This is a genomic window from Brevibacterium moorei, from assembly GCF_024580735.1.
GTDB classification, from domain to species: Bacteria; Actinomycetota; Actinomycetes; order Actinomycetales; family Brevibacteriaceae; genus Brevibacterium; species Brevibacterium moorei.
In genome coordinates this window covers 104,326-115,056 of sequence record NZ_JANIJX010000010.1, presented here as the reverse complement: position 1 = coordinate 115,056, position 10,731 = coordinate 104,326, and the positions used below count along the sequence as shown (strand labels likewise).

Sequence of the window (10,731 nt, the reverse complement as noted above, 5' to 3'; positions counted from 1 at the left end):
GTGAGGAGGGCACTCACCCGCCGCGGCCCCGGCCCCTGGGGACTCCGTTCCGCAGATCGGAGTTCACCCGGTCAGATCACGCGGATCACGCACGCAGCGATGCGATGTCCATCGGCACACCCGGGCCCATCGTCGTGGCGATGGTGGCCTTGGTGATGTAGCGGCCCTTCGAGGACGCCGGCTTCAGACGCAGCACCTCTTCCATCGCGGCCTTGAAGTTCTCCTCCAGCTGTTCGGCGGAGAAGGACGCCTTGCCCACGATGAAGTGCAGGTTCGAGTGCTTGTCGACGCGGAACTCGATCTTGCCGCCCTTGATGTCGGACACGGCCTTGGCCACGTCCATCGTCACGGTGCCGGTCTTGGGGTTCGGCATCAGGCCACGGGGACCCAGCACCTTGCCCAGACGGCCGACCTTGCCCATCAGGTCGGGAGTGGCGACGGCTGCATCGAATCCGGTCCAGCCACCGGCCACCTTTTCCAGCAGGTCATCGGAGCCGACAAAGTCGGCACCTGCTGCGCGGGCTGCCTCTGCACGGTCGCCGGCGGCGAACACCAGGACCGTGGCGGTCTTACCGGTGCCGTGCGGGAGGTTGACGGTGCCACGCACCATCTGATCCGCCTTGCGGGGATCGACACTCAGGCGCAGCGCAACTTCGACGGTGGCGTCGAACTTGGTCACGGTGGTGTCCTTGGCCAGGGCGATAGCCTGAGCCGGTTCGTAGAAAGTGTCTGCCGCGATCTTCTCGGCAGCGGCCTCATAGGCCTTTGAGCGCTTTGCCATCTGCTTATCTCCTTGCAGTTGTGGTGTGGGCCGCGCCGGCCCTACCACGGAAGTTGAGCCTGGATCAGGCGTCGATGTCGGTCGTGATGCCCATCTGGCGAGCGGTGCCGGCGACGATCTTCTTCGCAGCCTCGATGTCGTTCGCGTTCAGGTCGGGCATCTTGGTCTCGGCGATCTCACGCACCTGGTCTTCGGTCAGGTGACCGACCTTGACGGTGTGCGGGGTGGCCGAACCGGACTTGACACCGGCGGCCTTCTTGATCAGCTCGGAGGCCGGCGGCGTCTTCGTGACGAAGGTGAACGAACGATCTTCGTACACCGTGATCTCGACGGGGACGATGTTCCCGCGCATGGATTCCGTGGCCGCATTGTAGGCCTTGCAGAATTCCATGATGTTGACACCGTGCTGACCCAGCGCCGGGCCGACCGGGGGCGCCGGGTTGGCGGCACCAGCCTGGATCTGGAGCTTGATCAGGCCGGTTACCTTTTTCTTCGGAGGCATGTTTCGGTCCTTAATCTCTAAAACGAGTCCCACTGCAGTGTGCCGGTGGGAGTTTCAACCCTGGGATTCCGATGGCCCAAGGCAGCAAACCACACCATTATTCCACGCGGGGCCGTGGGTTTTAAACCCTGGCCCCGCGTTTGTGTGGCAAGTCTCAAATGGTCAGATCTTGTCGACCTGGTTGAAGCCCAATTCGACGGGCACATCGCGTTCGAAGATCGACAGCAGCACGACCAGCTTCTGCTGCTCGGGGCGGATCTCCTGGATCGTGGCCGGATGCCCCTCGAAGGAGCCGTCCTTGACCATCACGGATTCGCCCACCTCGAAGTCGACCTCGATACCGGCGGGAGCTGCGGCCTTGGCCTGTTCACCCGCGGCCTTGGCGGCTTCGGCGACCTCTTCTTCGAACATCGGGGCCAGCATGGAGAAGACCTCGTCGAGGGTCAGCGGCGTGGGATCGTAGGCGTTGCCGACGAAGCCGGTGACACCCGGGGTGTTGCGCACAACGCCCCACGATTCATCGGTCAGTTCCATGCGCACCAGCACGTAGCCGGGGATGCGAACGCGGCGGATCTTCTTGCGCTGGCCGTTCTTGATCTCGGTGACTTCCTCCATGGGGACCTGCACCTCGAAGATGTAGTCCTCCATGTTGAGGCTGACGGCGCGCGATTCAAGATTGACCTTCACGCGGTTCTCATAACCGGCGTAGGAATGGATGACGTACCAGTCGCCGTCCTTCATCCGCAGATCGGACTTGTAGGCCTCCATCGGATCCTCGGCGGGAGCCTCTTCGGCTGCGTCAGCCGCGACGTCATCGGCTGCTGCGGAGTCTGCGGGAGCCTCGGCGGCGTCAGCCGGCGCGGTTTCCCCGGCCTGTGCATCCTCAGCGGTGGGCTCCTCGGCCTCCGGCGCCTGCTCGGCAGGCTGCGCATCCTGAGCGGGAGTGGGGTCCGCGGGGACCTCCGGAGCGACGGCTTCAGCGACCGGGGTCGCTTCGACCGCGTCGTCCTGCGGCTGCGCGAGGTTGTCGAATTCCGAGCTGTCCTGGGACACCAAATCTCCTTGTTATGAGTTGAGTGGCCGCGCTCGGCTTAGAACAGCGGCCAGATCGGCTCGCCGCCGAACACTGTGCCCGCCAGCTTACCGAAGACGAAATCCAGCACGGTGACCAACAACATCATGAAGACGACGAATGCCAGTACCACGAGGAAGTAGTTGAGCAGCTGCTTGCGGGTCGGGGTAATGACCTTCTTCAGTTCGGCGAAAACCTCTTTGAAGAACTGGATGATCCGGCCGAAGAATCCGCGGCGCTTATCATCGGGCATACTGACTTCCGATGCATGTGCGGAATCGGCCACGGGACCTCACTAGATCGTTCGAACTGCATTGAGTCGGTTGAGCAGGGGCGACAGGACTCGAACCTGCAACCTACGGTTTTGGAGACCGTTGCGCTACCAATTGCGCCACGCCCCTTCACGCCATTCGACGTGTCGGTGACTGCTCACCGTCGGCCCCGACAATCCCCTTTCGGGCATCCCCGCAGCGGGCCAACGGTTTTCAAGCATACAGGCTTTTCGGCACGACGTCGAACCAGGGCCGAGGTGGCCCTGACCACAGCGCTGTGCGCACCGGCGGATTCCGGCCGGCGGCCCGGCTACTCCCCCGAGTCCAGGGAGCAGCCGACCAGATTCGGTTCGGGAACCAGCACGATCCCGAAGCGCTCGTGCACGCCGGCTTGGATCCGGCGCGCCAGCTCCAACAGGTCGGCGGTGCGCGCCGCGCCTCGGTTCGTCAGGGCCAGCGTGTGCTTGGTCGACAGGCTCGCGACGGGGGGCCTGCCATCGGCGCGGGGCAGTCCATACCCCTTGGCGAAGCCCGCATGGTCGATCAGCCAGGCCGCCGAGGTCTTCTGCACCTGCGGATCCACCACCCCGGTCAGAGGGTCGTGGACGGGATAGGACGGGGCACCGTCGGGCAGGACGAAGTCGCGCGCGACGATCGGATTGGTGAAGAACGAGCCGGCCGACCAGGTGTCGTGATCGGCCGGGTCCAGCACCATTCCCTTGGAGGCGCGCAGGTGCAGCACGGCGGTGCGCACCGCGGCCGGGTCCGCCGTCTGCCCGATCGCCACTTCGAGTTCGGCCGCCAGCTGCCCGTAGCGCACCGGCGCCGATTCCCGACCCCGCTCCAGAGCGAAGCACACCTCCAGCACGATGTAGCGGGGCTCGCCGAATTCCGCGGCGGCCCGTTTGAGCAGTGAGTTGCGGTAGGAGAACTGCAGGCGCTCCGCCGGCAGCCGCTGTGCCTGGCCGGCCACCCGGTCGAAGACGCGCACCGATTCGATCAGTTCGGCGACCTCGCACCCATAGGCTCCGATGTTCTGCACGGGTGCCGCGCCCACGGTACCGGGGATGCCGGACAGGGCCTCGAGACCGCTGAGACCGTGGTCCAGGGTCCAGGCGACGAACTCGTCCCAGACCTCGCCGGCCTGGGCGGTCACCAGTGTCCGGGTCCCGTGTGCGGACTCCTGGATGCCGCGGGTCGCGACCAGGCAGGCGGGGCCGGCGAAGCCGGAGTCTCCTGCCAGGATGTTCGATCCGCCGCCGATGAACAGCACGGCCGGATCACCGTGGGCAGAGGGGTCCAGCGGATGGGCCCGCCCGAAGTCCGCCAGGTCCTCCGCCGTGTGGGCCACCGTCAAGTCCGGCAGCGGTCCGCCCAGGTGGAAGGTGGTGAGTTCTGCCAGAGTCCCCGGGACCGCAGCCGTTCCCCCCGTCGAAGAGGTGCCCGGCGCCGGACGATCCCCGGTCATCGCAGGGCGACCTTGACCTGGGTCCGGCCCAGCACGGACACGGGCTTGGCCTCGCCATCCGCGGGCAGAGTGGCCGTCACGTCGATCCGTGCGGTTCCGGCCTCCGGGTCCAGGGCGCCGACCTTGGCGACGATGTTGACGAAGGCGGTGGGTTCCTCGGGCACCCCGGAGGCCGCGTCGGGCACGACGACCGGCGAGGTGAAGCGGGTACGGTAGTCCAGCACCGCGCCGGGATCGCCCAGCCATTGCACGATCGGGGAGACGACGGTGGCCATCGTCAGCATGCCGTGGGCGATCACATTGGGCAGGCCGACCTCGCGGGCGAAGCGTTCGTTCCAGTGGATGTAGTTGAAGTCCCCGGAGGCGCCGGCGTAGCGGACCAGGTCCGCCCGGGAGAAGCCGATGGTGCGTTCGAGCACGACTTCGCCCACGCTCAGGTCCGCGGCGGCGGGGCCGGCGGGCGCGTTGTTCGCAATGGTGGTTTCAGGCATTGTCGTCTCCCCTCACGACGATCATCGAGGTCACGGTGACCACGGGTTCGCCCTGGCTGCTCAGTTCGGTGCGGGTGGTGATCATCGCATTGCCACCGGCGACCCGGATGCCGTCGACGTGGCAGACCGCGTCGAGTTCGTCACCTGCGACGATCGGGCGTACGTAGGTGAACTGTTCCTGTCCGTGGACCACCCGGTCGAAGTCGATGCCGGATTCCGGGGAGGAGATGTAGAGTCCCTCCGCCCGTTGGGACGGGACCACCGCGAAGGTGGGCGGGGCGACGAGGTCCGGATACCCCAGTGCGCGGGCCGCCCCACGGTCCGTGTGGGCGGGATGCGTGGCCTTGGTGGCGGCGGCGAAGGCCGCGATCGCCTCAGCCGAAACACGGTAGGGCGCAGGTGCTGCGAAGCTGGCGCCCTCCAGGTCGGTATTGACTCCCATGAGTCCCTCCTGATCGGTTGGTCTACTACCGCAGAAGTCTACCGGGGAGCCCTGACGTCCTCTGAACTACCGCGGCCCGCGCATCACCTCGAGGGCGTAGTCGGCGACCTGCCCAGCGGCCTCGTCGGCGCTGAGACCCTGCCCCGGCTTGACCCACTGGGCCAGGGAGGTGCACATATTCGACACCACCCGACCCGCGAACTTCACGTGTGGTGTGCGGAACTCCCCGCGGGCGGCGGCCAGTCCGGCCTCCACGTCCAGCATGCTCTGCGCCCGCCTGCGCCGCTTGAGGCTCTGCGAGGCGGCTGGTTCCTCCAGGCTGCGCCGCTCACTGGCGCCGATGAACGCGATGTCGCGCTCCTCGATGTGGAACAGCGCCATGGTCTTGACCAGCGCATGGAACCTGATGACGGGGTCCTCCCCCGCGCACCGGGCAGATGTCACCTCCATCTGCCGCAGCAGCTTGACCATGGTGTACGAGCTGATCGCGGCCAGAATCGCCTGCTTCGAATCGAAGTAGTGGTAGACCCCGGCCACGCTGACCTCACCGGTCTGAGCGATCTGGCGCATGGACGTGCCGTGATAGCCCCACTGCACAATGCACTTCACCGCCGCCTGCATGACCAACGAGCGGGTGCCCCCGTCGGCCTCCTCACCGGTTTCCGCGGCCTCGGCCCCGGATCCGGCCTCCAGTGCCGCCGGGGTCGTCCCGAGGACCTCGGCGATCGCGGCCAGCCGCTGGCTCGTCACGCCGACCCGGTCGCGTTCGACCAGGGACAGGGTCGCTGACGACAGGCCCAGGCGCCCTGACAGCTGATCCAGGGTCAGGCCCGAGGCCCTCCTGGCTCCACGGATGCGCGCGCCCAGGCTGGCGGGGGTTTCGGTGCTCATGCACCTAAGGCTAGTCGAGCAACTGCAGCAGTGCGTTCTCCACCAGTTCCGGCATCGCCGGATGGATCCAGTACTGGGTCCGCGCCACATCCTGGGCGCGCTGCCCCGTGCTCATGGCCTGGATCAGCGGTTGGATCAGGGTCGTGGCCTCGGGGCCGATGATGTGCGCGCCCAGGATGGTGCCCATCTCATCGGCCACGATCTTCGCGAAGCCGGCGGGGTCCCCCATCGCCCACCCATATGCGATGTCCTTGTAGTACTGCAGACCGACCCGCACATCCAGTCCGGTATCGCCGGCCCGATCCTGCGCCTGTGCCTCCGTCAACCCCACGCAGGCGATCTGTGGATCGGTGAACACACCCAGCGGCACCGGCATCGTGAAGGCGCTGCGCGGCTCATCGGGATGCAGCATATTGTGCTTGACACAGCGCAGTTGATGGTTGGCGACGTGTTTGAGCTGATTGCCGTCGGTCACATCTCCCAGGGCCCACAGGCCGGGAACCACGGACCCGCCCGAGGTCACCCGCAGGTACTCGTCGGTGGCCACCGTGCCGTCGGCGCGCACGTCGAGGCCGGCCTCGGCGGCACCCAGCAGATCCGCATTGGGCGTGCGCCCGGTGGCCACAAGCAGTTCGGCCGCCTGCAAGACGACTTCCCCGCCGGCGCGCTCACCCACCAGCCGAATCCCCGCACCAGTCCGCTCGACCCGTGTCGTATGCAGGTTCGGTTCCACGTGAAACCTGTGCGCCAGAGCGTCCGTGGCAGTTGCCGAGACGTCCTCGTCCAGCTGCCGCAGCAGCCGGCCCGAGCGCGCCACCAGGGTCACCTCGACGCCCAGCGATCCGAAGATGTGCGCCATCTCCACGGCGATCACGCCCGAGCCCAGAATCAGCAGACTCTCCGGCAGTTCATCGATGCGCATGATCGTGTCCGAGGTCAACGGCCCGGCCGCGCGCAGCCCGGGGATGTCGGGAACGGCCGGCCGCGAGCCGGCGGCCAACACCACCTGCTCGGCACTCACCGTGCGAGAACCGCCGTCGTTCAGCGCCACCTGCAGGACAAAGGGCGCCGTGGCCGAAGCGGCCGGCGCGCCCACAGCGGCGCTCCCCGCCAGGCGCGCGGTGCCACGCAGCAGGGTCAGGTTCGCATTGTCCGGGTGGTTCTCCCGGTAGTCCAGGCCGCCGGCTGTGATCGGGTCGATGCGACCGAAGACGCGCTCGCGGATCGCCGGCCAGTCCACCGCGTCCAGGGTCTCCGCGAGGCCCAACCGCGCGGCGCCCGCCGGGGTCGCCGCGACGTCTGCGGTGTGGACGAACATCTTCGAGGGAACGCAGCCCAGGTTCAGGCAGGTCCCGCCGAACACCCGGTCGGGGCCGACCCCGCGGTCGATGTAGACGATCGTCTTGTCCGCGAACTCCGGTCCGGGCAGCGAATTGCCAGAGCCCGAACCGATGAGCGCGATGTCGAAGTGCTGGTCCGCTGTGAGCCGATCTTCGTAAGCCATGACACCACGGTACCGGCTCGGCCCGCCCACACGGCGTCAGCGGCCCCGCCTAAACCGCGCCGAAGGCGGTCACGCAGTTCTGTCCGCCGAACCCGAAGGCATTGGTCACGGCCGTGCGCACCGGCAGATTGCGCGCGGTATTGGGCACATAGTCCAGATCGCATTCCGGATCCGGGGTCCGGTAGTTGATCGTCGGGGGCACCAGGGACTCACGGATCGCCATGATGCACACCAGCGCGGCCAGGGCGCCGGCCGCTCCGATCAGGTGGCCGGTCATGGACTTCGGCGCACTGACCGGCACCCCGCCGGCCGCCTCACCGAGGGCGGTGTGGAGCGCCGCCGTCTCCGTGCGGTCATTGGCCTTGGTCGAGGTCCCGTGCGCCACCACCAGGTCGACGTCGGCCGGTGCCAGACGGGATGCATCAAGGCACCGGGAGATCGCGGCGGCCGCGTACCGGCCACTCGGTTCGGGCGCCACGACGTGGAACCCGTCCGAGGTCAGGGCTCCGCCCAGCACGCGCGCATAGGGCCGTGCGCCCCGCGCCCTGGCATGGGAGGCACGTTCGAGCACGAAGAGAACCGCGCCCTCGCCGAAGACGAAGCCGGTCCGCTCGGCGTCGAAGGGCCGCGAGACCTCCGCGGGGTCGCCCACACCGGGGCTCAGTGCCCGCATAGCGCCCAAACCGGCGAACATCGGCTCCGTGATCGAGGCGTCGGTCCCGCCGGCCAGCATCACCTCGGCGGCGCCTGTGCGCAGGTGGTGGGCGGCTTCGAGCAACGCGTAGTTGCCCGAGGCACAGGCCAGTGCACTGGCGTTGACCGGACCGTGCAGGCCCAGGTCCATGGCGATCTGGCAGGCCGGCATATTCGTCAGCCCCGCGGGCACGAACATCGGGCTGACGGCCCTGGGCCCACCACTGTGCAGGTCCTCGGTGGCCCGCTGGATCTCCGGGAAGCCGGCGACGGCGCTGTTGACGATCGCCCCCGCGGCCATTCCGTCGCCCAAGTCGACACCTGCGTCCAGGCCGGCATCGGCCAGTGCCTGCCGTGCCGCGACAACCGCCAGCTGGGTGGCGCGCGAAGTCCGCTTGAGGTTCTTCACGCTCAGGTGCTCCGCGGGATCGAACCCCTTGACCTCGGCAGCGATCCGGGTGCCCAGCCGGGAGGCGTCGAAGTGCGTGATCGGCCCGACCCCGCTGGTTCCGGCCAGCAGGGCACTCCAGGTGTCCGCTGCGGTGTTTCCGACCGGGGTCAGCGCGCCGATCCCGGTGATGACGATGTCCTCGTCGTCCATTCGCTCCATCCCCCTCACTTCTTCCTGAACCCCAGCAGTTCGATATCCCCTGACGCCGCGGCCTCGGTCGCCAGGCGGGCGACCTCGTAGTGCACCTTCTTACCGGTGGCGGTCATCGGCAGGGAGTCGACGAACCGGTAACCGCGCGGCCGCTTGAAGTCGGCCAGATTGTCATCGGACAGCAGCATGGCGTCGAGGTCCTCTGCGGTGACGGGCTGTGCTGGGACCCCGGGGGCTCCGGCGGGCGCGCGGACCACGAAGGCCACGATCTTCTGTCCCCAGGTGGGATCGGGGATGCCCACGACGGCCGAATCGGCCACGCCGCGGTTGCGGGCCAGCGCCTCCTCGACCTGGACGGGATGGACGTTCTCCCCGCCGGAGATGATCATGTCGTCCTTGCGGCCCAGGATCGTGAGGAATCCGTCGGCGTCCCACACCGCGATGTCACCTGTGTAGAGCCAGCCGGAGTGGAACTTCTCCTCCTGCACCCCGGGCAGGTTGACATAGGCGAAGCCCGATTTGGGGCTGCGCATGATGACCTCGCCTGATTCGGTGTTGTCGCGGGCGACCAGCTCATCCGGTTCGGCCCGGTGATCCTCGTAGATGCGCACCACCGCCACATCGTCGTCCGTGCTCGCCCGGCCGGCGGTCCCGGCGTGTTCGGGCAGGTCCTCGGGGCGCAGGAAGGTGTTCCAGAACGTCTCGGTGGTCCCGTAGCCGTTGAAGATCCGCGGGGTCAGCAGCCGCTGATAGCGCAGTGCGGCGGCCCGGTCCAGCGGCGCCCCCATCGTCACGATCCCCTTGAGCGTGCGCAGGGGCCGCGGCCTGGCTTCCTGCTCATTGGCGATCGCCTCGAGCGTGGCAGGGGCTCCGATGAGGAATGTGATGTCGTATTCGTCGACCCAGTCCAGGGCCAGCGCCGGGTCGAAGTCCGGCATCGGGACGACGGACCCGCCGGCATAGTACACGGGATTGGGCCCGCCCGAGTACAGGCCACCGCGGTGGAACCAGGGCGTCATGTTCAGCGTCCGGTCGTAGGGCCCCAGCGGGAAGTGCATCATGACGTCGTGGGCGCTCATCACCTCGACCAGGCTGGGCAGCGCCACGCCCTTGGGCATGCCGGTGGTACCCGAGGTGTAGAGACGGGTGGTCTCCTCGTACGTGCTGAAGTCGGCCGGCAGGGCCGGGACCGCGAGGTCAGCGGCACCGGAGACGAACTGTTCGAACCCCACCGTCTGGCCCAGCCGCCCGTGGGTATCGGGCGTCCGGGTGCCGACGGCCACCAGGGCGGGCCGGCCGCCCCACCGGGCCAGGGCGTGTTCCGCGGTGGCGGCCAGGCGCTCATCGTAGAGGTAGACCAGGGGTGTGGAGTCCTGCAGGATGTACGCGGTCTCCCCCACCGACAGGCGGTGGTTGATGGGCACGTCGATCGCGCCGAGCCGTTGGGTCGCCAGGTAGACGAGGACGAATTCGGGCCCGTTGAACAGCTGGTAGAGCACCCGGTCGCCGCGGCCCACCCCGGCCGCGTGCAGCGCCGCGGCAAGGCGGTCGACGCGTTGGCCCAGTTGGGCATAAGTCCACTGCTCACCGGTTGCCGGATCGATCAGCGCGGGGCGATCGTGATAGCGGGCGACATTCCGGTCGAAACCCGCAATGTACGTGAAGTGATGGTCGATATACGACCTAAAGATACCAGGATTATATACCATAGTTTCACTGTAAACCCGGAGGGCAAACGAAAAAAGTCCCGCATCCTTAAGGATGCGGGACTTCACAATCTGTAGCGAGGGGGAGACTCGAACTCCCGACCTCACGATTATGAGTCGTGCGCTCTAACCGGCTGAGCTACCCCGCCACTAGCATGGAACCGGTTCTCACCTTTTTCCACACTGAGAGCCCCGAAAGGGAATCGAACCCTTGACCTTCTCCTTACCATGGAGACGCTCTGCCGACTGAGCTATCGGGGCAACAACAGATACATTACACGGGCGTTGAAGCACGATGCAAATCCAGA

11 protein-coding genes and 3 tRNA genes are annotated in these 10,731 nt (G+C 67.3%); all 14 read right to left on the bottom strand.

Annotated elements, in window-relative coordinates:
* Positions 1-85: 85 nt before the first annotated feature.
* On the bottom strand, positions 86-781 hold the full coding sequence (gene rplA / locus NQ034_RS08640) for a 50S ribosomal protein L1 (protein ID WP_257048301.1): 696 nt from the start codon (positions 779-781) through the stop codon (positions 86-88).
* 64 nt (positions 782-845) lie between these two features.
* Positions 846-1,283 (bottom strand): 50S ribosomal protein L11, encoded by a 438-nt coding sequence (gene rplK, locus NQ034_RS08635; protein ID WP_257048299.1) that lies wholly within the window; start codon positions 1,281-1,283, stop codon positions 846-848.
* 162 nt (positions 1,284-1,445) lie between these two features.
* Positions 1,446-2,336: a transcription termination/antitermination protein NusG gene (gene nusG / locus NQ034_RS08630; RefSeq protein WP_257048298.1), complete on the bottom strand. Its 891-nt coding sequence runs from the start codon at positions 2,334-2,336 to the stop codon at positions 1,446-1,448.
* Positions 2,337-2,374: 38 nt separating this feature from the next.
* On the bottom strand, positions 2,375-2,608 hold the full coding sequence (secE, locus tag NQ034_RS08625) for a preprotein translocase subunit SecE (RefSeq protein ID WP_257048297.1): 234 nt from the start codon (positions 2,606-2,608) through the stop codon (positions 2,375-2,377).
* A 75-nt stretch (positions 2,609-2,683) separates the two neighbouring features.
* Positions 2,684-2,756: transfer RNA gene (locus tag NQ034_RS08620), tRNA-Trp, on the bottom strand.
* 181 nt (positions 2,757-2,937) lie between these two features.
* Complete coding sequence (locus NQ034_RS08615) at positions 2,938-4,095, bottom strand: UDP-N-acetylmuramate dehydrogenase (protein WP_257048296.1); 1,158 nt, start codon at positions 4,093-4,095, stop codon at positions 2,938-2,940.
* Positions 4,092-4,586, bottom strand: a complete 495-nt coding sequence (locus NQ034_RS08610) for a MaoC/PaaZ C-terminal domain-containing protein (RefSeq protein ID WP_257048294.1) — start codon at positions 4,584-4,586, stop codon at positions 4,092-4,094. The genes NQ034_RS08615 and NQ034_RS08610 overlap by 4 nt, the downstream gene beginning before the upstream one ends.
* Complete coding sequence (locus NQ034_RS08605) at positions 4,579-5,028, bottom strand: FAS1-like dehydratase domain-containing protein (protein ID WP_257048292.1); 450 nt, start codon at positions 5,026-5,028, stop codon at positions 4,579-4,581. The genes NQ034_RS08610 and NQ034_RS08605 overlap by 8 nt, the downstream gene beginning before the upstream one ends.
* A 66-nt stretch (positions 5,029-5,094) precedes the next feature.
* Entirely contained in the window at positions 5,095-5,919 is an 825-nt protein-coding gene (locus NQ034_RS08600; RefSeq protein WP_257048291.1) for a TetR-type transcription factor C-terminal domain-containing protein, read from the bottom strand.
* A gap of 10 nt (positions 5,920-5,929) precedes the next feature.
* The gene (locus NQ034_RS08595; protein WP_257048290.1) at positions 5,930-7,423 is read right to left on the bottom strand and encodes a mycothione reductase; all 1,494 of its coding nucleotides are present in this window, start codon (positions 7,421-7,423) and stop codon (positions 5,930-5,932) included.
* A 49-nt stretch (positions 7,424-7,472) separates the two neighbouring features.
* Complete coding sequence (locus NQ034_RS08590; protein WP_257048288.1) at positions 7,473-8,726, bottom strand: beta-ketoacyl-[acyl-carrier-protein] synthase family protein; 1,254 nt, start codon at positions 8,724-8,726, stop codon at positions 7,473-7,475.
* Positions 8,727-8,731: 5 nt separating this feature from the next.
* Complete coding sequence (locus NQ034_RS08585) at positions 8,732-10,426, bottom strand: class I adenylate-forming enzyme family protein (RefSeq protein ID WP_257048286.1); 1,695 nt, start codon at positions 10,424-10,426, stop codon at positions 8,732-8,734.
* A gap of 72 nt (positions 10,427-10,498) precedes the next feature.
* A tRNA-Met gene (locus NQ034_RS08580) sits at positions 10,499-10,572 on the bottom strand.
* A 39-nt stretch (positions 10,573-10,611) separates the two neighbouring features.
* Positions 10,612-10,684 (bottom strand) — tRNA-Thr (locus NQ034_RS08575).
* Positions 10,685-10,731: the final 47 nt, after the last annotated feature.

Excerpts from the sequence above, each read along its gene's own strand:
- NQ034_RS08585 (WP_257048286.1), bottom strand. The coding sequence starts at position 10,426 with ATGGTATATAATCCTGGTATCTTTAGGTCGTATATCGACCATCACTTC.
- NQ034_RS08610 (WP_257048294.1), bottom strand. The coding sequence starts at position 4,586 with ATGCCTGAAACCACCATTGCGAACAACGCGCCCGCCGGCCCCGCCGCC.
- NQ034_RS08595 (WP_257048290.1), bottom strand. The coding sequence starts at position 7,423 with ATGGCTTACGAAGATCGGCTCACAGCGGACCAGCACTTCGACATCGCG.
- NQ034_RS08605 (WP_257048292.1), bottom strand. The coding sequence starts at position 5,028 with ATGGGAGTCAATACCGACCTGGAGGGCGCCAGCTTCGCAGCACCTGCG.
- rplA (WP_257048301.1), bottom strand. The coding sequence starts at position 781 with ATGGCAAAGCGCTCAAAGGCCTATGAGGCCGCTGCCGAGAAGATCGCG.
- NQ034_RS08590 (WP_257048288.1), bottom strand. The coding sequence starts at position 8,726 with ATGGAGCGAATGGACGACGAGGACATCGTCATCACCGGGATCGGCGCG.
- rplK (WP_257048299.1), bottom strand. The coding sequence starts at position 1,283 with ATGCCTCCGAAGAAAAAGGTAACCGGCCTGATCAAGCTCCAGATCCAG.
- secE (WP_257048297.1), bottom strand. The coding sequence starts at position 2,608 with ATGCCCGATGATAAGCGCCGCGGATTCTTCGGCCGGATCATCCAGTTC.
- NQ034_RS08600 (WP_257048291.1), bottom strand. The coding sequence starts at position 5,919 with ATGAGCACCGAAACCCCCGCCAGCCTGGGCGCGCGCATCCGTGGAGCC.
- NQ034_RS08615 (WP_257048296.1), bottom strand. The coding sequence starts at position 4,095 with ATGACCGGGGATCGTCCGGCGCCGGGCACCTCTTCGACGGGGGGAACG.